This window comes from Pedobacter lithocola (assembly GCF_042650845.1).
GTDB lineage: Bacteria > Bacteroidota > Bacteroidia > Sphingobacteriales > Sphingobacteriaceae > Pedobacter > Pedobacter lithocola.
This window is the reverse complement of the sequence record NZ_JBHSBW010000013.1, coordinates 138,630-161,974: the sequence shown is the minus strand read 5'-3', so window position 1 is coordinate 161,974 and position 23,345 is coordinate 138,630. Positions and strand designations below refer to the sequence as shown.

At 36.3% G+C, this 23,345-nt stretch carries 22 protein-coding genes; 16 read left to right on the top strand and 6 right to left on the bottom strand.

The genetic code is table 11. The features are described from left to right. The 4 genes from ACFOWA_RS14630 to ACFOWA_RS14615 all read right to left on the bottom strand — a co-directional run bounded on the left by ACFOWA_RS14630 (position 1) and on the right by ACFOWA_RS14615 (position 4,493). Positions 1-957 (bottom strand): NADP-dependent oxidoreductase, encoded by a 957-nt coding sequence (locus tag ACFOWA_RS14630; protein ID WP_378986399.1) that lies wholly within the window; start codon positions 955-957, stop codon positions 1-3. Between the two features lie 523 nt (positions 958-1,480). Then, positions 1,481-2,002, bottom strand: coding sequence for a GNAT family N-acetyltransferase (locus ACFOWA_RS14625; protein ID WP_378986397.1), 522 nt, complete (start codon positions 2,000-2,002; stop codon positions 1,481-1,483). A gap of 446 nt (positions 2,003-2,448) precedes the next feature. Next, the gene (locus ACFOWA_RS14620; RefSeq protein WP_378986395.1) at positions 2,449-3,588 is read right to left on the bottom strand and encodes a hypothetical protein; all 1,140 of its coding nucleotides are present in this window, start codon (positions 3,586-3,588) and stop codon (positions 2,449-2,451) included. Positions 3,589-3,599: 11 nt separating this feature from the next. After that, positions 3,600-4,493 carry a TssN family type VI secretion system protein gene (locus ACFOWA_RS14615; protein ID WP_378986393.1) on the bottom strand — a complete coding sequence of 298 codons (894 nt, stop codon included), beginning with the start codon at positions 4,491-4,493 and terminating at the stop codon, positions 3,600-3,602. 111 nt (positions 4,494-4,604) lie between these two features. On the opposite strand from ACFOWA_RS14615, the gene ACFOWA_RS14610 reads away from it, so the two are divergent. Continuing rightward, positions 4,605-5,543, top strand: coding sequence for a type VI secretion system baseplate subunit TssG (locus tag ACFOWA_RS14610; protein WP_378986391.1), 939 nt, complete (start codon positions 4,605-4,607; stop codon positions 5,541-5,543). Here the strand turns inward: ACFOWA_RS14610 and ACFOWA_RS14605 are convergent. Together ACFOWA_RS14605 and ACFOWA_RS14600 are read right to left on the bottom strand one after the other, a co-directional pair. Continuing rightward, complete coding sequence (locus ACFOWA_RS14605) at positions 5,534-7,393, bottom strand: hypothetical protein (protein ID WP_378986389.1); 1,860 nt, start codon at positions 7,391-7,393, stop codon at positions 5,534-5,536. The two genes, ACFOWA_RS14610 and ACFOWA_RS14605, sit on opposite strands and share 10 nt — an antisense overlap. A gap of 22 nt (positions 7,394-7,415) precedes the next feature. After that, positions 7,416-7,850, bottom strand: coding sequence for a GPW/gp25 family protein (locus tag ACFOWA_RS14600; protein ID WP_378986387.1), 435 nt, complete (start codon positions 7,848-7,850; stop codon positions 7,416-7,418). Between the two features lie 176 nt (positions 7,851-8,026). On the opposite strand from ACFOWA_RS14600, the gene ACFOWA_RS14595 reads away from it, so the two are divergent. From ACFOWA_RS14595 to ACFOWA_RS14525, 15 genes are all read left to right on the top strand, one after another. After that, positions 8,027-8,548 (top strand): hypothetical protein, encoded by a 522-nt coding sequence (locus tag ACFOWA_RS14595; RefSeq protein WP_378986385.1) that lies wholly within the window; start codon positions 8,027-8,029, stop codon positions 8,546-8,548. A 1-nt stretch (position 8,549) separates the two neighbouring features. After that, positions 8,550-9,035, top strand: a complete 486-nt coding sequence (locus ACFOWA_RS14590) for a type VI secretion system transmembrane protein TssO (protein WP_378986383.1) — start codon at positions 8,550-8,552, stop codon at positions 9,033-9,035. Positions 9,036-9,068: 33 nt separating this feature from the next. After that, the gene (locus ACFOWA_RS14585) at positions 9,069-10,055 is read left to right on the top strand and encodes a PKD domain-containing protein (protein WP_378986381.1); all 987 of its coding nucleotides are present in this window, start codon (positions 9,069-9,071) and stop codon (positions 10,053-10,055) included. Positions 10,056-10,076: 21 nt separating this feature from the next. Next, complete coding sequence (gene tssR / locus ACFOWA_RS14580) at positions 10,077-12,455, top strand: type VI secretion system protein TssR domain-containing protein (RefSeq protein WP_378986379.1); 2,379 nt, start codon at positions 10,077-10,079, stop codon at positions 12,453-12,455. Positions 12,456-12,457: 2 nt separating this feature from the next. Beyond that, the gene (locus tag ACFOWA_RS14575; protein ID WP_378986377.1) at positions 12,458-14,965 is read left to right on the top strand and encodes an ATP-dependent Clp protease ATP-binding subunit; all 2,508 of its coding nucleotides are present in this window, start codon (positions 12,458-12,460) and stop codon (positions 14,963-14,965) included. 52 nt (positions 14,966-15,017) lie between these two features. Continuing rightward, positions 15,018-15,464 carry a hypothetical protein gene (locus ACFOWA_RS14570; protein WP_378986375.1) on the top strand — a complete coding sequence of 149 codons (447 nt, stop codon included), beginning with the start codon at positions 15,018-15,020 and terminating at the stop codon, positions 15,462-15,464. An 18-nt stretch (positions 15,465-15,482) separates the two neighbouring features. Further along, complete coding sequence (locus ACFOWA_RS14565) at positions 15,483-16,868, top strand: DUF5458 family protein (RefSeq protein ID WP_378986373.1); 1,386 nt, start codon at positions 15,483-15,485, stop codon at positions 16,866-16,868. A 119-nt stretch (positions 16,869-16,987) separates the two neighbouring features. Then, a complete protein-coding gene (locus ACFOWA_RS14560) occupies positions 16,988-17,560 on the top strand; it encodes an NAD(P)H-dependent oxidoreductase (protein ID WP_378986371.1) in 573 nt (190 codons plus the stop codon). Between the two features lie 314 nt (positions 17,561-17,874). Then, entirely contained in the window at positions 17,875-18,270 is a 396-nt protein-coding gene (gene tssD, locus ACFOWA_RS14555; protein ID WP_378986369.1) for a type VI secretion system tube protein TssD, read from the top strand. 86 nt (positions 18,271-18,356) lie between these two features. Further along, the gene (tssD, locus tag ACFOWA_RS14550; RefSeq protein ID WP_123204512.1) at positions 18,357-18,752 is read left to right on the top strand and encodes a type VI secretion system tube protein TssD; all 396 of its coding nucleotides are present in this window, start codon (positions 18,357-18,359) and stop codon (positions 18,750-18,752) included. 166 nt (positions 18,753-18,918) lie between these two features. Beyond that, a complete protein-coding gene (locus tag ACFOWA_RS14545; protein ID WP_378986367.1) occupies positions 18,919-19,722 on the top strand; it encodes a hypothetical protein in 804 nt (267 codons plus the stop codon). 3 nt (positions 19,723-19,725) lie between these two features. Continuing rightward, positions 19,726-20,307, top strand: a complete 582-nt coding sequence (locus tag ACFOWA_RS14540; protein ID WP_378986365.1) for a hypothetical protein — start codon at positions 19,726-19,728, stop codon at positions 20,305-20,307. Positions 20,308-20,314: 7 nt separating this feature from the next. Then, the gene (locus tag ACFOWA_RS14535; protein ID WP_378986363.1) at positions 20,315-22,096 is read left to right on the top strand and encodes a type VI secretion system Vgr family protein; all 1,782 of its coding nucleotides are present in this window, start codon (positions 20,315-20,317) and stop codon (positions 22,094-22,096) included. Positions 22,097-22,100: 4 nt separating this feature from the next. After that, positions 22,101-23,054 (top strand): hypothetical protein, encoded by a 954-nt coding sequence (locus ACFOWA_RS14530; RefSeq protein WP_378986361.1) that lies wholly within the window; start codon positions 22,101-22,103, stop codon positions 23,052-23,054. Between the two features lie 5 nt (positions 23,055-23,059). Beyond that, positions 23,060-23,344, top strand: a complete 285-nt coding sequence (locus ACFOWA_RS14525; RefSeq protein ID WP_378986359.1) for a hypothetical protein — start codon at positions 23,060-23,062, stop codon at positions 23,342-23,344. The last annotated feature ends 1 nt before the right edge of the window (position 23,345 follow it).

Below are 23,345 nucleotides of genomic sequence, written 5' to 3'. Positions count from 1 at the left end.
TTATTTTGATATTTCTAGCACTAATTTACCACGGACGTGACCGGTTATACTTTCCTCGTGTGCTTGTGCAACGTGTTCCAAAGGATAAATTTTACTGATGGTAACTTTCACTTTGCCCTCGTCAATCATCTTCGCAATTTTAGATAAATTCTCGTGTTTTTGACTTGCAACCATTTCGCCTCTTGCATTTTTTCGGGCAAGCGCTTCATTAACAGCATCATCAAACGGAAAATCAACATTTACGCTAACAAATATACCTGCTTCTTTTAATACACTTATGCATTTTAACCGCTCATTATTGTCACGAAGAGGCGAAGCGTTGAACACAACATCAATATCCCGTAGAGATTCTTCAAAGTTTTGAGTTTTGTAATTAAGTACTTCGTCAGCGCCGATTTGCTTCAAAAATTCAATGTTATTTGCCGAAGTCGTTCCAATTACATACGCACCTTTCGCTTTTGCAAACTGAACAGCAAAGCTACCGATTCCACCCGATGCACCGTGAATAAGAATACGTTGCCCTGCCTGCAGCTGTCCAAGTTCAAAAAGCCCTTCCCAAGCAACAAGTGCCGCTAAGGGTACACCCGCAGCTTCGTTAAAAGAGATGCTTTTCGGTTTCACGGCGAACTGACTTGCTTTCGCAGCACAATATTCGGCATAACTGCCATCACCCGGAAAGTTTGGGCAACCATACACCTCGTCACCTTTTTTGAAGTTTGTTACATCGCTGCCTACTTCTTCTACTATGCCTGCTGCGTCACACCCCAAAGTCAATGGTAACTTCAGCAGAGATTTGAAATTGTCATTTGTGCCACTACGAATTACACAATCAACAAAATTTACACCACTTGCAAATACTTTTACTAATATCTCATCTGAGGCCGGGACCTGGCGTCCTACTTCTATTAATTTCAGAACTTCCGTCCCACCAAATTCATCAATTCTTATCGCTTTCATAACTATATTTTCTTGATGTAAAACTAGAGGTTAATTATACAAAGGGTTTAGCCGAAATACGCTTTGGTTTAGCCAAAATGGCTGTAAAGTTTAGCGCTAATACTTAGCCATAATTGAGGGCGTTCCAGGAAAATATCCTAATGGCGAAGCTAATTTTACCATTAACAACATTAATGGAAAATTGGAGATGACGGGTGATTCTCCTGATCATTGCATTATGTTAGCAATCATAGGTTTTTCCGGCTTTCAAGTCCCAACATCGAGGTGGTTTTCTCTAGTTCGTGGAGGAAGAACATATGATGCACTAGAACTTATAGAAAATGGAAATGTCATAATTAAGGCTTTAAGGAGTAAATAAGTAGTTTTCGTTTCTTATTACTCGTTCTATGATTCAATTTTAAATAGTAAGATTGTTGAACAAGCCATTATCAAATAATAATCCTTTTACTAAAACAATAAGTTAACCACAAAAATACCTCTAAAGAATTTCTATAATTTATTATTGAAGTATATAGATATCAAATCAGCTTGTTAGCTTTTTTTCCATATTATCCAATCTTACCCCTTCTATTTTTGGTTCTCCAAATTTTCCTTCTATTTCTTCAAATGCAGTAGAATTCCCGGTGTGGATATATCCTTTATCTGCATACCAGTCAATGAGTTCCGTACGGCTGCTGATTACACTTATTGCTATCGTATTACAACCTGATTGTTTTGCGAAGACTTCTGCCTCTTTTAATAAAGCTTTTCCAATGCCTTTTCCTTGTAATAATGGAGATACCGCAAACATACCTAAATAGAGAACTGGATGTTTTACTTCAAGGCAGACTGTACCTAATATTTGCCCATCTTCATCCGTATATTTTAAAATATTGATAGCGGTGTTATTAAAATTTTCCATCAAGGAAGACTCATCTATCCGGATTCCATCTAAAATATCTGCTTCGGTTGTCCATCCCTTTTTAGATTCGGGTCCGCGGTAAGCAGAATTTATTAGCTTATTTAGTTTTACTACATCTTCTATTGTGGCTGTGGTTATTGACATTGGTATTCGAATTTTTTCAAATATAAGACAGAGCGGAGAATAGAATGATATTTACCTAAAATATCAACGCTTATCTTAAACAAAAATTTACATTCGTTTATTCATACAAAGGATGTTGAGTCTATGGCCATCAGAATAAGACATGATCAGAAATAACCCTTCGTCAACTGTTATTCTACTTTTTGCTAGGTAAATGACTTAAAGGAATAAAAGACCATGTATTATCTTTTGTGCAATTCGAAACCTTTTTTTTACAACAACAGTCTTGTTAAGATATGCAGATTGCGATCTTTTGTTAGTTTAAGTTGAACTTATGGCTTTAAAAAAAAGATGAATAGAATTTACCTTACAATTTCTCAATCAAATAGTTATTCACCGCTAGTTGTTCATTGTTCCATTAAAATCGAAGCTGGATTGTTAAACTAATATCATTCGGTCACCAATCCCTAATCGAGCAATGTCCAGGTTTTTCTGGCCTGCACCTGCTGGACAACCTGTTGCTCGGCAACGACAATATTTTCTTTGCGCTGACCTATATATTCTAAACTGCTTAACTTATTCCATAATGCTACCAAAACATTCATGAATTCATTCACTGTTTTCATGGATTCATTGATCCTTTTATGATCGTAAACTTCCTCTATGGTTCGCGAAAGCAATTCTTCGAAATTTCCAGGCGTTACATCTTTCCACTCATAAAAGTATTTCAGTAACTCCTCTCTTTCATGAGGAGCGATGAGTTTGATGGCCGTGAAAAAATGGTGTGCAAGACTGGAGAAGTATCCGACAAGCACTATCGGCGATTCTCGGTAGGCCACATTTTTATAATCATAAAATATAGTGGCAATATAATTAGTGATTTTTTCAGATATAAGTCTGATATTCTTACCCAACTGGCTAACATTGTCCTTACCGCTAGTTTTATCAATTATCTTAAAACTGGCAAGTTGCAGATCGTTGAGAAGCGTACTGAATTTTTCATAGAATGCAATCAAAATGGCATGGCTGGTAATTGCCGTACTTGGTGGTATATAATCCCGGTTAATCATCATCGATTGGCCGTCATAATAAACCTGCCCAATGGTGATAAAATAACTTTCTGGTAGCTTGGTGGAAATCTCACTCTCCTGGATAACAGAGATACTATAACTTTTACTCAATTCAGGATAACGTAATGGAGTTTCTTCAGGATCGGGTATCCCACTTGGGAATGGTTTAAATGGATTTACTTCCAGTATAATGTGATAATTTTTTGGTTCTGCCTGACCAAAATAATGATTGTGTACCAGCGCATCTCCAAGTTCTCTTTTGGTAATATCTATGTGGACACCTTCTGGCGTTATCGCGTTGCAGTAGTTGATGCGTATTTCAATTTGATTGGTCGCTTTCTCAATGATTTCAATATCATGAGATGATGGATACCCTGCAAATGGAGGTAACAAACCATAATTACTGTTGTTTATTTGAATAGATACAGCATCTCTTACAACATCCTGCATATAAAGGTCGCTAGTAAGGAATTGGCTACTAGAAAGCTTCATCCCATTGATCCAATTGATTGGCTTGTATTTTAATGGCTTTATCATAAGATTTTATTTTATAATACAATTGCGCTTTCACCTATTTCATTAGGACGGTTTACATTTTCAGAAACCCGTTTGGCATAAATGGTCATCTTTTCGGTAATTTGGTTTTGTTTAATATCCAAATCAGGGTCTATAAATAAATTACGCTTGAAAAAAGATGTCTTAACAAAAAAAATCCAACTGTGGTTTTCGTGATCGGAAATCTTAAACTCAACTGGACTTTTTGCAAATTTTAAGTTATAATCATCAATAAATTTATGAAACCACGTGCCGAAATTCATGTTTTCAGGCGCTTTAACTTTAACTTTTAGTGGCTCAGGATCAGTGCTTTTTTTGTATAATTCAAGCTCCAAAACCAATAAATTATCAAAGTCAACGTGGTCCATATTGATTTCAAGAGGAGTAGTTGGATATCTCCATATTTTATAAATTTCCTGAGGAATGCTGAGTAAAGAAACATAGGCCCACCAAAATATCAGCGGAATAAAAAATGTAAAAATGGAACCTCCTGCCCACCAACCAAACTCAACATTTCCTAACCAATGGTAAAGAAGTTGAAAAAGATAAATGCCAAGAATACTTGCAATAAAAGTAGCGAAAATGATGAAGCCTTTACGCTCAAGTAACTCGGTAGGATAATGTTTTGTGAGCAGGTAAACGTACAAACTGCCCAGCATGATATAGATAATCTGACATATAATGTATCCCCATGGCATAAAATGGAAATCAAGAAATCCCAACAAACCTGGTAGTGCAAGAATAATTCCAGATATTAGAACACTTATGATTAGTTTTTTGTTACTTAGGAATTGATTCTTCCGGTTTAAAATTGCCAGAATTGCTGTTGATACTACAGCTATCAATGGAAAAAGGAGGTATCTAATAAAAAATGATTGGACGTCCATTTAAAAAGAAAATATTAATGCAGAGTGTTTATTTTGGATTATAATAACTGAGTGAATTAAGTTGTAAAGTACGTGTTTATTTTATAACAAACATACAAGAGTAATGTTTAAATGAAAAAAAAATCTTTAATCTCAAATGAGTTATTTACCGATTATAAAGCGGTTGTAATTGGTGCGGATCTTGTTGAACGTGGTGAGGTAGATATTGAAAATATTGAGTTAATGCCTATTGGGGGAGATAAGCGTGCGTTTTCGAAAGATTTGAACGAGGGCTATTACTATTATTCAAACAACCGTTCCGTCTCAAGATATCGCCTCGAAGTTAATAGAGAAAGCCTGTATGATATGCTTCCAGAGGGGCTATTTCATAGTCCTCCCAAAGGTAGCAGTTCTCTGGATGAGGAGGGAATGATACAGGATATTATTGACAGAAGAGCAGAAGAAAAAGATGCAAGGTTGTTTTTTAGCCCTTTTGATCTGGAACTGAATCATATCAGACTCATTTCTGAAATCTATGAAAATCGACTTGATAAACGAACTACCTATAATGAACTCAATCAGATTTTTCAACTTGGCTGGCATGAATTTAATCTGTTAAACAAGGAACAAAGCATCATTTGGATGCATTTGTTACCTGAAATTAATCAAAAGCGGAACGACCTGGTATTTATTTCAAATGTATTAAGCGCTTTATTTAATCTTCCCTTCCTCCTCCAAGATGTAACTCATCAGGTTAAACCTGTTACAATTGAGAAAGAGCATCTTTTTATTCTCGGCCAAGGCTCATTGGGCATCGACAGTATTATAGGGCAAAATTTTATTCCTGAAAATGACAGGTTATTGGTAGAAATTGGTCCGGCTAGTGCACATGAAGTAATCTCGCTAATGCCTGGTAAGCATCAGCGTAAAATTTTGGATATGGCATTGGATTATCTTATTCCCGTTGATACTGAAATTGAGATTTCCTTTGTACACAGTTCAGCAAATCAGCCATCAATACTTAGTGAAGAAAGTCCGGACGTTTACCTAGGCTACACCGTTTATCTATAAATAGTTTCCTTTATCCTCATTTTAAAGGTAAGATTCATGGTGCTTCTTTGCGCTAGCTTTGCAACTGTAATTTCAATTAAATCATCCCAATCCTGAGCGCTAAATGCCAGGTTAGTACTTGGAGTAATAACTATTTCAGTTGTTTTTATAAAACCTATGTTGGGTCTGTTTCCCATTGCAATACCTTTTTCTATAGAAATAGCTGATATCTTATCGCCAAGTTCGTATTTACAAAAATTAATGATATCTGCCTTTGTAACTATCTTATCGGCGGTTGTCAATCCATATTTGTAAGCCTGAACCCGCCCTGATGAATTCAATCTGGAACGCCCACCCTTTGTCTGACTCAGCAATATTAAACTCTCAGGTAAAAAGCGACTATCCGAATGAACTGATAAACCTGTACCTGAGGAAATACCATTAGCATTTTCGGCCTGGGTTATCCATAAATCTAAAAACATTATTGCCGCATCTTTAATCGGTTTAACCACCAAATAGCTTGGAAGTTCTTTACTCGACTGCATTGATGCTTTACTTTTTTGTTCAATTAATGCTATTGTTCTTTCAAGCGTTTTTAATGTAGTATCCAGAAAATCTGGTCCATAGGCTGAAAAAGCGGCTTTTTCATCTCTCAATAGTTCGAAAAGATAATCAATCATTTCCTTTGCATTTCTCGTATCAAAGCGCTCCGTTCCACCTATTCTTATCGAAAATGAACCATCCTCTTTATGATTTTCATTTGTGTAAGGAACTTCAGTGTAAACCTTGCCTTGATTATCTCCGAGTTTTTCAACAGCTAACATCTGCTCTTCATCCTCAGTTTTGATTGGCAAAATATTAGTCATGGTTTTAAGCCGATGTTTTATCTGATACAATTTCTTATTTACTACAGGAAATGCATTGATGTAAATAAAAAGTTCCTGTATCATTTCAGGAGAAATGGAGGCGGGAAAAACTATCTTCATCCAAATAATGCCTTTTTCCAATCTATTTTGGCTCTCGATATTAAACAATTGCTCAAACACCTTCGGAAACTTCTCTTGGGTGGTTCCAATTAGATTTTGAGAGTCATCGAGTGTTAAAAACCGATTACTGTAAAACTGTTGCACATCAGCCTTTATAACATGCATTAGCTTTTTATGATGGAAGGGGGCATGAGTATTTTGAACAGTATGCTCATTCAGGAAGCGGTCAGGGTGCACCGATACAGGCTGATCATTGAGAGAAAACTTACATAGTAATATAAGTTCATACGTATTTGAAGGAACCGAAAAATTCTTCCAATCAAAAAACAGATTGATTCCTCCTAAATCTTCGCTTGATTGAAAACCTTCAAAACCAATATAGGCGGTGTGAGGTTCAAAGGACGATCCAGGATTTGTCCGAAAAATTGTTTTCTTATCATTTAACGTAATTTGATAGAGCGAATTCCCGGATGCCATATATTTAAGTTGTCCGCTATGGAGCGCTACCTTACTGATAGGACTAAAGAAAATCTCCATACTTTTTTGATTTTCCTCAGATCTAGTTCGATTTTTTTTTAAGAAAAATTGGGTTTGTGAGCCAATTTCATCAAATTTTTCGAGCGTACGTGCATGCATTATAGCATGGGCTGGTAGTGAGGCCGTGAGGTGATCTGGCGCAAGTATTCTGCTTATTTTATCAAATATTCGATTTTCAAGATTTTTTAGCTCGTTAGATATGTTGAATAATTCATTGCTTAACGCTTCCAATATGAGTTTCACAAGGGGATCGAAATCACTACTATGTTTAATGTTCCAGAAATCCTGAGCATTTTTTAAGATTCTGTTTTTGATTTCCTCTTTTGAGGAATAAAATACTGGCTTCATATTGGCTTTTTAGATTCTTATATCAGGTGGTTAAGGGACTTAGGAAAAGACTCGAATTAAAATAATATTTTTCACCGGTTGCTTTTATTAATGCTCGTATGGTGATTTCAACCTTCTTTTTTATTTCTGTGATTTTTCTGAGCGGGAATATATTTTCCACTTCCGTGATTTTTACCTCAACATCTATTTCTTCTATTCTATGTTCGTGACTGGAAATAGAGCGGAGAAGTGATTTTCTAAATCTCTCTTCCCAAAGATTTTCACTAACAATAAGTTCAAAATCTAGATCCCAGATTTCACAGCCAAATTCTGGATTTTGTCTGTTTTCGCCATACCTGGTAAAAATTATCAGCTGAATATGGTCAGAAATAGATTTTCCGGCATCGACATGACCTAGATCTGCACCTTTTAAAACTGCGCCTAAGGTAAGTGGCTTCCTATAAAATTGATCAGACATAATCTGCTTCCAGCGTTAATTTTTGTAAGGATAAATAAAATTATGATATTCATCAAACAAACCAAAGGTCAAATTGTTATAGACTTTGGTTAATTTGAATGGAAAATTTGATGAACCGTGAAGCCGCTCCTTTAGATTAGCCGTAAATTGTATTAACGCAACAATTGATTAGGCCAATGAAACCAATTAATGCTTTCGAGATAAAAAAATCCTACCGATTTTTTATTCTCAATTTTCTGCTTCTTACCATCTGCGCAATACTGTGCATTTATCTTTTTTTTGCGGCTTCTGATAGAGAATATGCTCTACTCGAACAAAAGGTACAAGAAAGCGAAAAACTAACCTCGCTAAGAAAGGAAATCAATTTAAAATTCGATCTCATCTTAATGCGTTTCAAAGAACTTTCCCAGTTCAGAACCTATAACGCAGACGAATTAAGCAAGCAGGCTATACTTCTTGGAGATATTACTGATGCGAATGCTAAACTTAAAGAACTTATTTCCAGGAAAACCAAGGATAGCCCTAGTTTTGAATTATATGAACGTCTTAATAACGATGTAGGGGCAATGGCGTTACAACAAGACTCACTTTCAGAATCACGTTTTCGAATCGAAAGTTATAGAGAGCAATTGAATGATTGTGCAAGAATGAATAAGGCCGCCGCCAATAGAATTCGTTACGGAAGATTTAGAAAATAACATGATAAAATTAAGTATAAAAGAACGCAGAATTCAGTTTCAGTTTTTTCTTGCATTATTTATAATTACTACAGGGTTATTGAGTTTTGGAATTTTTTATAGCTCAAAGTCTCGATACCCGATATCAAAGCAAGAACTTGAACTCAAAATTTCAGAAAATCAGCTATTTGAGGATATGGTTGTTGAAACCCGACCAACAATTGATACCGCATTTAAACAAATTATTCGGTTCAATCCGAACGTTCAGGCGGTGTTTTTAAAGAATGATATACAAATTGCCCTAAATTCAATAAAATCATCTTACGAACGTAAAGCCTCTGATTATCGGTATAAAACGTTTATTCAAACATCACAATTATACAACATCCTTTTTTTTGATAGACAGGAATTGCGGGGTAACCTAAGAGATTTGGAGGATGTTAAGCGTTCATTAGACGACTGTATAATATCCCGACGCCAACTTCAGCAAACCCTTCAAGCCAGATAAATAATCACAAAACCAAGTAAACAACGCTACAAAATGTCTACATCAAATACCAAACAAGTAAGCTCAAATTCTCAAGCTTACGTAATCTTATATATTTTACTAGCCGTTTTATTATTAACCGGCCTCATTTTTTTATTCAAAAGCTCCTTGTTTGAAAAACGCAGTGTGGATGCCCGAATACTAAAAGGAGAAATTTCATTAAATGAAAACCTGGTATATACAGATAATACACCAGATGCCAAAAAATGGCTTTGGGAATTTGGAAATGGTGCGAAATCAACCACACAAACCGGATCCTATCATTATGAAAAACCAGGTTCTTATATCGTTCGCCTAACCGTTGATGGGGAGTTAAAAGAACAGTTTCCGCTTAATGTAATAGATACTGTTAGGGTGCTGGTAGATAGTATGCTCACCATAAGCGGACCGACTTCAGGCCTAGTTAATGAAGAAGTACGTTTAGAAGGAGAAGGTCAGGGACGAGAATTTCAATGGTCTTTTGGTGAAACCGGACGTGTAGATGTAAAAGGTAAAACAGCATTATACACTTATCGTTCTCCAGGTCGTTTTGTGGTGAGATTGAGAACAGATAAGAGCAGAAGACCGGTATATCATACCATCATTATCACAGATCCTAATGCAGAGATTATAGATGATATGGTAGCTCCGGGAGATGGGGAACAGAAAGCGATTGATGATATTCGTGCCCGTTTGCAAGCAATTGCGAATGGTGCAGATTTTAACTCTAATTACTACTACCTGATTCGTAAATACATGTGTGGTAATGAAAAGGTGAGTGTTAATGTAGAGATGAATGGAAAACGCAAACAAACTGACTTTTATTCTTATTGCATGGGATTAACGTTTGGAGGAGAGATTGCCGTAGATGAAGCTCAACTAACCATTAAGCCTAATTCAACTTGTGCCAGTTTGGTTAACATTAAACAACACTCGGCTACCGCTCAGCCAATTCCAAACGAAATACAGCCAAATTCTATGCCTACACCAACTAATAAATAACCATCTATAGCTACCCAAACAATGAAAAAGCATCTCATATTCTCTTTACTATTTATTTTTACATTCCTTCTTACGCAGGCGCAATCACCCCTTTCGTTTAGTAGAAAGGTTATCTATATGCCAGAGGCGTTTGAACGTCCTTCAGAATCAATCAGTGTAAGGGATAATTCATCAAAGAGCAGTCTTCCATGGATTGTATTTTCTGACAGAGCTGACAATAACACCACTACGGTTCCGGGTGGAAGCTTGATGATGAAAAAATTAAAGTTTATGGAACCTTTCTTCGTTTCAAAAGAGGAGAATGGATACTTGAAATTGATTAAATACAAGGCAGGGATGGTACGTGGAAGAAAGATAAATGATAAAAAATCTGCAATAAGCTATGGCTGGATTCCCAAATCAAGACTTTTGCTTTGGCAGCGCTCGTACTCAAACCAAAAGAGTGGTTTTCCAGAAAAAGCGCTTACTATGATAAACGGCAAAAGCCCATTGCAGGAACCAAAATACTATTTTGATTCAACCGATTCGGTTTACGTTTATAGCACTCCTGAACTTAAGGATAAAAAATCTAAAGTGCGTTTACATGAAATCATTTACGTTTACAAAAAATCTGAGGACGGCAAAACCTATCTAATTGGTTCTGAAGATCAATTGGTAGTTGATACAGCCGCTAAAAGTATATACGGTTGGGTTTCAGCACAAACTGTTCATGGTTGGGGTGAGCGTTTATATATTTCTGCCAAGAAACCTGGTAATTACGATGTTGACGATTCTACAGCTAACGCAATAAATAAAGGTCTTGCCGTTAGCACTGGATTTGAGGTAGATCCACTTTTACCTGCAAAAAATATCATACTAAGAAGTGTGCCTGTATTAACGGCAGAAGACGGTAATTCTAAGGTGGGTTTAGCAAATAATGTTTTTAATAAAAAAGATAATAAAATTCTAACCATCAATGGGTCTTACCTTTCTTACGAAGATTATGTTTCACTCCGTAAAAACAAAAATAAAATTAATGTCGTTTTTGTAGTCGATGGTGGAAGCCCTATGGCCAAATATTATGCTGGCATCACGAATACCATACAATCATTCGAAAACGTATTTAATGATTTTGGTGGAGGTAGAACCATTTCTTATGGTGGGGTTGTATATCAAGGGGCAACTGGATGTACTGTATCAGGTGTATCTAGTAGTCCGCTAAAAGATGATTTTAGGCAGTTAATGCAGTTCCTTACCCTTCAAAATTCCAAAGTAAGTCAATGCGATGGAAAGCCTAATGATCAACCCGTTTTCCAGGGAATTCAGGCAGGCTTAGATTTGTTTAAGGAAAAAAAGAATGAAACCAACCTGATTATTCTGATAGGCAGCACAGGTAATTCAGATGGAGCGAATAATTTAACGATACGGGAATTAGCACGCCAGACGGGCAAAAATGATGCAAGAATACTAGCACTTCAAGTGTATAGTGATTTTGAGCAGTCGTTTAATAACTTCGTTATTCAGTCTCGTAAGCTGGTGTCAGAATCTGCGATACAATCTGCAGAATTTAGAAAAGGAACAATGGTTAAAGGCGAAGGACTTAAAGACTTTCAGCCTTATAACACCTCTCTTCAGGATTCCATTTCTTATTATTTGGATTATCCAAAAAACAGTCTTATTCAGGGTGGGGTAGTATTCCCAACAAAAGGTTCTGTAAATACAAATTCAAGTATGAGCTCTGCCATGCGCCGATTTCTTCGTGAAACCAATATGGATATACAAAATCAAATCAGCTCCCTTGATAGTGCATTCCGCCTTACCGGAATTTCAAGAAAAAACTTAAATCCAGTTGTTGAAGGGATGCTAACCCCACCAGTTGAGGAAAACGTTGCAGATCGTATGCCACATAATGCCTTTAAATATTATGCAGAGGCAAATTTTTCTCCCGAAGTGGTTAAATCCAATTCAGATAAACTTCAGTACGTTGTAGTTTTAAATACAATGGAGTACAGGCAGGTTATAGAAATTTTTTCAGGGATGTTAGGAGAGAACCTTCAGCAAGATCAATCAAGTTTTAGAAGTAAACTGGTAAAAAATTATGTTTCAATGCCTCGTTCACTTTTGGGTATTAAGCTTTCTAAAAGTGAGATTAAATCTATGACCTTGGCAGATTATTTAAAATTGGTTACAGGTTTGCCTTTAAGTAATGAGCTGCTTACAAAATATACCGTAGCTAACATGCGCAGTAATTCGCTTATGCCATTAGAAGATTTTGAGTCTTATATTAGGTTGTTGTCGTCAGCTGTTCAGAATATCAAACGTGCAGCGCAAATTGATCAGCAGTTCATTTCTAACGGAAATCCTTATTATTACATTACTGAAGGTAATTTCCAAAACATCCAGCAAGCTAAAACAAAATAATTATGGCAATTACGAATTTAAGTGAATCTGCCAAAACAGCCCTTCACATTGCACAATCACTAGCTAAAGAATATGGTAACACTTCTTTTTCAGCAGCACATCTTTTAAAGGCTTTAATGCATAATGATGTTAGCTTAAGAGGTTTTTTAACTTCTATTGGTAAAGACTTCGAATATTTGGGAGACTGGGCTGAAGTTAGAATTGATGATTTACCGAAAGGTTCCGTATCAGCTGATGCCTCAAAGGGAAGTTCAGAAATACCAAACGTAATTGAAGAAGCGGATAATGTTCGGATAAAACTTGGCTTAGATCTGATTACGCCTATTTGTTTATTAACAGCATTAGCAAAACCAGGCATTGGTTTTCCTGCTGACCAACTCAAATCTTTTCCCATCAAAGAAAAAGAAGTACTTGACCTATATATCAATAATGATGAAATAGGTAAAGCTGTTGGCGTTCAATCGCAAGAAACTAATACATCTGCACCGCCAACCAAAGCGCTACATAAATTTTGCATAGACCGTTTGGAACTAGTTCGAAGCGGAAAAACAGACGAAATTATCGGACGAGACAAGGAAATGCGGATGATGATGGAAATTCTTTGTCGCAGAACCAAACCAAATGTTATTTTAACAGGAGATGCTGGTGTTGGTAAAACAGCACTAATAGATGGGTTTGCGAGAGATTTGGTTGACCAAAAAGTACCCGAAAATCTTAAAGCTGTACAATTGTTCGAACTAGATTTAGGTTCATTAATTGCCGGGGCATCCTATAAAGGGGAAGTTGAAGATAGGCTAAAGAATATAATTGCTGAAATTAAGAGATTTGATAAGGCGATTCTTTTTATTGATGAAATTCATACGCTACTTGATAGTAAAGGTCCAGTTGGATCCGGTATAGGAAATCTATTAAAGCCAGAACTTGCTCGCGGAGAAATCACGGTGATTGGAGCTACAACAGTTGATGAGTACCGTAAGATAATCGAGCCCGAACAGGCTTTTAGTAGAAGGTTTGAAGTGCTGCATATTGATGAACCAAATGAACAAAGCACCATCAAAATGTTGCAGCAACTTTCGGGTAAATACGAAGCGCATCATCAATTAAATGTTGAAGGTGATGCATTGGTAGATTGTGTTAGGCTAGCCAAGCGATACTTGAAAGACAGGCGTCTTCCTGATGCTGCTTTTGATTTACTGGATAGAACGATGGCTGCAATGAAGATGATGAATGATACTTCCGACCAGCTTATTGTGGATTTGGAAGAAAGTTTAAATCAATTGCGTACAGAAAATGTGGATAAGCCGGATCTGCTTTCCGAATACAAATGGCAACTTTCTTTGCTTAATAGTAAGGTAAGTCCGATTTTGTTAGGAAGACTCAATGATGATGCTCAGACAGATCACTTTGAAACAATTGAGGAATATGATAACTATATATCGCGTTGCTTGGTTGAGTTAAAAGAATTTACTGTCGAAAAATCTGAGTCAGTAAGCAAAGAGGATATTGCCTCAGTGGTTTCCTATAAAACCGGTATTCCGATGGGCAAACTTCAGGCAGGAGAGAAGGAAAAGCTTTTAAATATGGAGCAATACCTTAGTAAGCGTGTTGTTGGACAAGATTATGCCTTAAAGGCGGTATCTGATGCTATTCTCGAATCTCGCAGTGGATTAAATAAAAAAGGGCAACCTATCGGCTCTTTTTTTCTACTTGGTCCAACAGGCACTGGAAAAACCGAATTGGCCAAATCAATTGCTGAATTTCTCTTTAATGATGAGAAAGCGATGATTAGATTTGACATGTCAGAATTTAAAGAAGAACATAGCGCAGCTTTATTGTACGGCGCCCCACCGGGATATGTAGGATACGAGGAAGGTGGTTTGCTGGTAAATAAAATCCGTAGACAGCCTTATTCTGTATTGCTATTTGATGAAGTAGAAAAAGCCCATCCATCTGTTTTCGATACATTCCTTCAAATCCTTGATGAAGGTCATATGCATGATAGGCTAGGAAAGGAAGGTGATTTCAGTAATTCACTTATTTTGTTCACATCAAATATTGGCAGCGAATGGATTGCGCAGCAGTTTAGTCAAAATATCTTGCCTACTTCTAACCAATTGATGGAGGTAATGGCAGAAAACTTCAGACCTGAATTTTTAGCTAGAATTACAGAAATCGTTCCATTTGCTCCGATTGATGAGACCAATGTAGTTCGCATCTTTGATATTCAATTGCGTAGTTTAATCGAATCGTTGAAAAAAATGGGCATAGCTTTTGATATCACAGATGAAGCTAAAAAAGTAATAGCGCTTGATGGCTTCACCCCTAAATATGGTGCTCGTCAGCTTTCTGCGGTAATTAGGAATCTTTTAAGAAGGCCGATCTCTAAATACATTATCTCGGGAAAGTTGAAGAAAGGTTCCAAAATAATGGTTACCATCGGAAGTGGAGAAGAAAAGCTCCATTGGGAAATAGTAGAAAATAATACGATCAGCGAACAAAACCACCTTTAATCTGTTAGTTATTAATACTTTGTATATTAAACCAATCTAAAATCAACATACTATGTTCAACTATGAAATAGGGGGGAATGAAAGAAAAATAGATACCTCTGAAGCTTTTGCAGATATTGCTTACAATAAAACGTTGTTTGTACAACAATTGACTAATAATGAGCCTATAAAGCCGGAAAAGGTAGAAGGGCTCAAAACCGTAGATGAAGTTTTTGAGCACTACAAGCCCAATGTTCAGGTTTCATTTGAAAAAGAAGACGGATCAACAGTTTCAGAAACACTTCAGTTTCGTAGTATGGGAGACTTTGGTGTGAAAAATGTGATCAATCAGAGTAACTATTTGACGGGTGTTAATATTGAAAAAGAGATGTCGCTTAACGTAATTAAACAACTCAAATCTAACAAGACACTAAAAACAACGTTAGATGATCAGGATACCAAAGCTGCATTCATTGGTGCTTTGAGAAACTTTATTGATGAGTTGGAATCTAGTAAATAACTTAAACCAATCTAAAACATGGCAACTCCTCAACAAAATCAGGTAAATCAACATGATTCTGAGTCTGGTTTCAAAAATGAATCTCAGCAAACCCAAAAAATATCTCTTCAAGATAATTTAGACAAACTTGCTCGTGTGGGTGGTTTTGATTTGCTTGAAGCAACAGTAGATGGTCTTCAAAATTTAAATCCGGATAGAAAAGCCAGGAAACAGATATTTCTGACTGATGATGAGAAAAAAAAGGAGCGGGAAGAGCTTAAAAAGAAGATTCAACTCTGGATTGATGTATTGGAATCTTCCGAATCGGTAGCCGATATGGTAGAGCAAAGCACGCAAAAGCTTAATGCAGCAGAAGAAAATCTAGGAAAAAACATCGCTACGGTTCTCGAAGAAACACGTGCGCTAGAACAAGCTTACCGTTCAGTTCATTTATTCTATAAAAACACTGAGGCGGACAAACTTAAAAATGTAGTGTTACTAAACGCATCGATGGATCAAATTAAAGATTTGGATAATCCACGTTTTATCGATTATGTGGACGATGAGTTAAAGCAGAATTATGACAGGCTTGATTTAAGACAAAATTATTCCATTATGGTGGTTCCGGGTTATATGGGGTCAAATAAAGTGGTAGAGCGCTGGGGTAAAATTGCCTATAACAACAAGGCTATGCTCGTTACCGATTTTGCTGATTTAGATCAGCCTGATGACGTGATCGATTTATTTACTGCCGCAAATCTAACTGGAGCGGATGCTTTTCGCTCAAATGTGATTATGACATGTAATTGGTTGGTTGGAAGAGGTAAAGTCGCTGAAGTTGGTGAAGAAGATGACCTGACTGTACCAGGATCCGCTGCCCTTGCCGGTAAAATGTATTATACTTTAATGTCGCAAGTAACAGCAGGTAAAAAACATGGTGCTATCAACGAGGTAGACGGGGTAAAATTCGATTTGAAAAAAAGTGAAATTTCTCATTTAGAAAGAGTTGGTTTGGTGCCAATGGTAAATGAATACGGAAAAGTGATGGCTTTTTCTGCGAAAACATTATTTAACGGTGATAATATCGGTTTACAAACCTATTCCGTTGTACGTGTTTTTGATTACATTACTAAAGTTTTGTTTGACTTTTTGAATAGAAGGGCTTTTGAAAACTGGACATCTAAAACTGAACAGGATTTAAGAGCACAGATTGTTAAATTTCTTGATGGCATTCAGGGTGCAGACAGGTTAATTGAACGTTTCAAAATTATGCGTTTTGAGAGAGATGAGCAACAAAAGGATCGTATTCATTTGGACATTCACATCACTCCATATTTTCCTGCGAAAAGCTTTGTTGTTAAGTTGGATGGTCAAAAGGGAGAAGACGAGAGCACCACATGGGCTTCAGAGTATGCTCAGCAGTAATAGATTAAATTGTAACAAAAAAACCAGCCTTTATGGCTGGTTTTTTTGTTTATGGTAGTTTAACAAAAACTTTATAATTTTGTAACTTAACTCGCGCCTCCGTAGATAAAAAAATAACAATGAAGCAAGTAGTTATCCTCAATGGGGATATAGAAAAGACAATATCGACAGAATTTTTGCTACAGGCATATAAAAGAGGAGCGGAGTCTTCAGGTGCAATGGTTAAAGTGATAACCATTACCGATTTAATATTTAATTCTAATAAACTCTTTAGCAATAGGCAAATTGCAGAATTGGAACCTGATCTGGAAAAAGCACTTCAAGTCATTCAAAAGAGTAATCACATTGTTTTATTTTGTCCGGTTTATGTAGATTACATTCCGGCGAAGATTAAAGGTTTTTTTGATCGACTATTTATACCAGACCAATTATTTAAGGAGAACAAACTTAATTTCGACAATAACTTTCAAGGGAAATCAGGAAGGATAATATCTATTCTCGATGAATCCACCTTCAAAGAATGGAAGTTAAATAAGAGAACCACCTACTTGTCCATTAAAAAAAGCATTTTTGAAAAACGGCGGATTAACCCAGTGCTTACCAATACCATAGGTGAGCTACATTCCTTCGATAATCATTATAGCCATAAGTGGGCTGCTAAGCTGGAAAAGTTTGGTGTACAATTGATCTAATTTTTCTGGCATTTTTGAGATTCATAAGATATCTCTGCTTACCCTTTTTACATCGATCAGGATTGTCCGATTATGCTACAAAGTGTAGTATATCTCTACATACAGGTGTCGTTATTTGATTACAACTCCAGGTTGTGAGTTATTTTATTTATTTTTTTATTTACGAATCCCCGTAGAGGGTTAGCTAATCAATAGTTTAAATTTTAGGTGTCAACTTTGTTACTAGGCCTCAGTGCTTTGGCTTGATATTTGGTCGAATTATATTGTAGCGAGATGCTACAAGAACCAATTTTTAACCTTTAAATTTTAAAACTATGGCTTTCAAAGCTAGATTAAATTTTTCAGGCAAGGAGTACGATGTGCTCCATTGTGCCTATTCGCTAAACCGCGACGTAGATGCCAAAGGCAGACCCTCATCAGGGGTTTATGGTGGAACTATTGATGTTGAGATTGAATCAACAGAAGATACATCCATTATCGAGGCCATGGTGAATAACCAGTACAAACCTATTGCGGGAAGTCTTCTTATTAAGAAAACTGAAGAAGATTCAAAGATGAAAGAACTTGATTTTGAGGATGGTTACATCGTCAAGTATTATGAGGGAATTAATATCGTTGGTGATCATCCAATGACACTAAAATTCCAAATTTCAGCTCGAAAGCTTAAAATCGGAAATGCTGAGCAAGTAAACGACTGGCCAAAGGCTTAGTCTTTATGAAAATTTCTATGTGAGGTGTTTAGCCTGTATAGAATTTGTAAATCAATTCATCTTAAAACATTTAAATTTATTACACAATGGCATTTAAATCCCGTTTAACTTTAGGCTCAAAAGAGTTTGATGTCCTTCAGTGCAGTTTTTCCCTAAACCGTGATGTTGACGCAAAAGGTCGTCCGTCTTCTGGTGTTTATGGTGGTACAATTAATATCGAAATCGAATCTACTGAAGATACTTCGGTGATAGAATCAATGGTGAATAACCAATATAAACCTCAATCTGGTAGCATCATATTCAAAAAAGGCGAAGAAGACGCTAAAATGAAAGAGCTTACTTTCGAAGATGGATACATCATTCAATATAATGAAGGTATAGCTGTAAATGATAATACCCCAATGACATTGAGTTTTGTGGTTTCAGCACGTTCCCTAAAACTAGGAAATGCGGTTCATGAAAATGATTGGCCAAAGAGCTAATTTATATTTAACGGTCGGAATGCTTTCCGGCCGTTTTTTAACACCTAGTAATATTATTCTAACGTTGCTCAACCATGCTTTTTCTAAAGGATGATAGTACATTCCAAAGGTTTTGGGTATTGCTTATGTAACGTTTGGCATTGCTTCTCCTTCAGCCTTTTTAATAATGAAAAAAAAGAAATCAGTTGCAAAAATCATCAAGCCATCGCAGCCAACAGATTTAGAATACATTAAATTATTTAACGACTGCGTTATTGATAAGGACTATCTTGGAGCGATTGATAAAACAATTGATGACCAGATTAATCCAAATAAAAGCAAATACACTGATATTTCAGACTTGGTTGCAGGCAGAAATCCTTCTACCACAGCAAATAGTTTTTATGGTTTTGCTCCGGGGTTTGCATTAAACACCCGCCCACTTACCACGAATTTTTCTAATGATCCCTTTTCGTTTCCGATTAATAAAAGTCCGTTTCAGTTTAAAAATCCATTCGAAACATCTATAAATGATTTTATAGTTGCAGGAAATCAAATACCATGGTATTTTATTGCATGTGCACATTATTTGGAATGTAGTTTTAGTTTCAAAAAGCATTTACATAACGGAGATCCTCTAACCAATTATACTGTAAAAGTACCGGCGAACCGGCCTAAAGTTGGGCATCCACCGCCATTTACCTTTGAGGAAAGTGCCGTTGATGCATTGAAATTGATGAAGTTTAATGAGATTTCAAATTGGAATCTACCCACGGTATTAAGAAAACTTGAGGCTTATAACGGCTTCGGTTATTTTAAGTATCATCAAATTAACTCGCCTTACCTTTGGAGCTATTCAAATCAATACTCAAAAGGAAAATATGTATCAGACGGTAAATTTGATTCTAAAGCGGTTTCTAAGCAAATGGGTGCTGCTGTAATTCTGAAAAGGATGGAAGAACGTACTTTAATTTCAATTCCAAGACACTAAATAATGAAGAAGTTGAATAAAATTTCAGGAGTTCTATTTCTCTTTATTATCTGCTTGTCTTGTCGTGGCAACGCTTCAGAGGAATACCATGCACCGGATTCATCTCAGAAATCAGTTCCTATTGAACAAGCATCTAATACAAATGATGAAAAAGCTTTTCGTCAAATGTTGCAACAATTAAAAATACAGCTTAAAAATAAAAACCTGGATGCATCTTCGGCCTTTTTAAATTTTCCTTTTTTTACGGCTAAGGCTTCAGAAGAAAATAGTAGCGGAGAAGCTGCTGTGGATCCCATCGCTCAATCTGAATTCAATCAATATAAAAGTGATGTTTTCAATACTGATATTCTGCGTTTAATGCCTAAGCAAACCGAAGAACAATTATCAGAAATTGATGAAAAGACAGATGACCCTTATTACCGCAAATTGGCAAAGCTAACCGACAAAGGAAGTCATCTATATGAAGTTTATTTCCAGTACCCGGAAAAAGGAACAAATGCAGAAAGCTTTTTTGGCTTTGTATTTGGAAAAATTAAAGGCAAATATAAGGCAATAGCAATGTACAGCAAATGGCCAATCAAATAACGTTGTTATGGAAAAGAAATTAATTACAGAAATAAATATTGAAGGTAAAAGTATTTTACATTTTTCTTCTTTTAGTTTACAACAGGCTTTTAATGATCACCATTATTTTGAATTGAGGTTTAATCACGATCAAATGGGAGCTCCTGGATTAATCACACTTGATGACAGCCGCGATTTTGTAGGCAAAACGCTTACTGCATCATTCGGACATTCGCCGGATCGATTACAAAACTTTACCGGTTTGGTAACTAGGGTAGAACTGGCTCAAAGTCATGGTTACCATGGAGTGTTGATCGTAAGTGGTTATAGCCCAACTATTTTGATAGATCGCGGCCCTGACTTAGGTTCCTATTTAGATAAAAGCCTAAACGATATTGTAAAATTGGCGACCAGGGATACACCAGCTAATGATCTGAAAATCGTGACTAACGCTGCCCGAACCGCCCCTATCGATTATTTGATTCAATACCGTGAAAGCGATTTTGATTTCCTTAACCGCTTGTCTGGAGAATATCACGAATGGTTTTTTTTCGACGGTGAGCAGCTCAACTTTGGTAAACCAGAAGAGCAAAAGCAAGTAGGGTTGTTTTATGGCAGAGATGTTCACAACCTTCAATATTCAATGGGTGTGGCGCCGATTAAGAATAAACGCTTTGCTTACAATCCCAAACAAGATGAAATGTTGCTAAGTGAAAGTACTGGAAAAACTGCCGATAGCAATCCTGATTTGGCACACGCGGTTAAAGCCTCCAACTCCATCTATAGCAAAATATTTAATCAGCCATCCATGATACGTGTTGATAACAATAGCGATATTAAAACCCACGTAGAAAATGAAGAAAAAGCCAACATCAGCGAGTTATTAAAAATAAATGCCAGCGGCGATAATGCAGAACTGGCTATTGGTAGCATTGCAGAAGTAACAATGAGCCTGAGGAAAGAACTGGGCTTTTCTACCGAAAACCTGGGCAAGTTTTTGATTACTAATATTTACCATAATATTGATGGAACAGGTAAATACCATAACACATTTGAAGGCCTGATGGCCACAACAGAACGTTTACTGGTTAAGAATTATGAGAAGCCTTATCCGGATATGCAATTGGCTGATGTGATAGACAATGCCGATCCACAGGGACAGGGTAGAATTAAAGTGAAGTTTAAGTGGGAATGCCAAAATAATGATGTTACGGAATGGTTAAGGGTAATTACGCCAGATGCTGGAAATAGTGACAAAGTAAATAAAAACAGGGGTTTTGTTTTTATTCCAGAAATCGGAGACCAGGTTGCTGTAACTTTTGAAGAAGGTAATGTAGCACGTCCAATTGTTTTAGGATCAGTTTTTCATGGTAAAAATGGAAGCGGCGGCAGTGCGAGCAATAACCATAAAAGCTTAACCTCTAAAAGTGGGCATACCGTTCAACTTCAAGATGATGGCGGAATTACCATTAAAGATAAAACTGGCGGTAATCACATCATTGTGGATGGAGAAAACAAAATTACTGTAACTTCAACGCAAACTGTAGTTTTAACCAATGGCTCATCTTCAATCACTTTGGAAAAAGATCAAATTACCATTCATGCCGACAAAATTGAGATAGCACAGAAAGGTGGGGCAAAATCAAGCAAAATTGATATCAATGGTACGGCCACCAATGTTAACACTAAAGATATGAAAATCACATCCGACACAAATGTGATTACAGGATCAAGTAATACTATTACAGGTACTAACCATGTTACTGGCGGAAATACAAAGATTGATGGTGGTGATGTTTTTATAAACTAGTCTTATGATAAACGATAAAAAAATCTTGATCAGGAAACCGTTTAATGAACAATATACCATTACAATAACTTCCGAGCTTAATGGGGTAGATGTATTTGTTAGTTCAGTAGTGCAATTGCGTTATGACTTTACGGTTATAAGCGTAAATGAAATCAATATTGAAGTAAGACTTGTTCAATTGGATAATATATTGTTGGAGGCCAACAACCCTATGGTACGAGAGGTCGCTCAGGTTAGCCAGATTTTTGGACGCATGTACAATGAGCTTCATTTACTACTTGATCACGCGGGCAATGTAATTAGTGTTTTAAACAATAACCTTATTTTATCAAAATGGAAGCAAACAAAAACAGAAATGGAAAAGCATGTATTATCAAATGAAGATTTGAAACATGCTATTATGTTAAATGATAATATTTTCAATAGTCCTGAAAAAATCCTGATCGCTGCACAGGCAAATGAGTTTTTGAGGATATATTTTGGGCAAGCCTTTGATAGAGATGTTCCTTCTAAAGCCAGCTTAAAAGGGACTAATATTTTTAATACAATCGAAATGCAATGGACTACGGATTTAACCTGCTCTGTAGAATTACCGGCAACTGATTCTATCGGTTCAATTACATTGAACACACTTACAAAACCATCAGAAAGATTAGCAGAAAAGTTTAATAAAGAAGCTTATAACCAATTTGCAGATAAACTGGATATTAATTCTTTAACAGTAGATCTTTATCAAAAAGAAACCAGAGTTATAGACTATCCGACAGGCAAAATACAAGAAGCAGAAGTAGAAAAAATAGAAATAGCAGATATAAAAAGATTGTATAACAAACTTCATTATAAACTATCAAGCGATACAGGGATTGTAATAAGGCAAGGCGGTCAGGAGAAATCAGCTCGCCTGGTTACAGATAGCAAGCAAAACGCAGAAAGTAATACTAGGTTTAAATTTTTTTAGGAGAAATGAAGCTTCAGCATTATAAAGATTTTGAAAATGAAAGTACCATACGCTCTAGTCAATCTACATGGAGAGTTGGTTCTTACACAGTGAATTTTATAACAACCAAGGAGCATGCTCATATTTCTAATCAAAGCAGTAAGTCAATCGTAATTCAATTTCTCGGAAAAAAACCAATCGTAGTAGGAGGGAAATTTAGCATTTTAACTTTTGGCATTAAAATAATTAAGTACCGAGAAAGATTAAAGCTGGGGTGGATTAAGCGAAAACAGGTTTTAGAAAAAGTTTAGA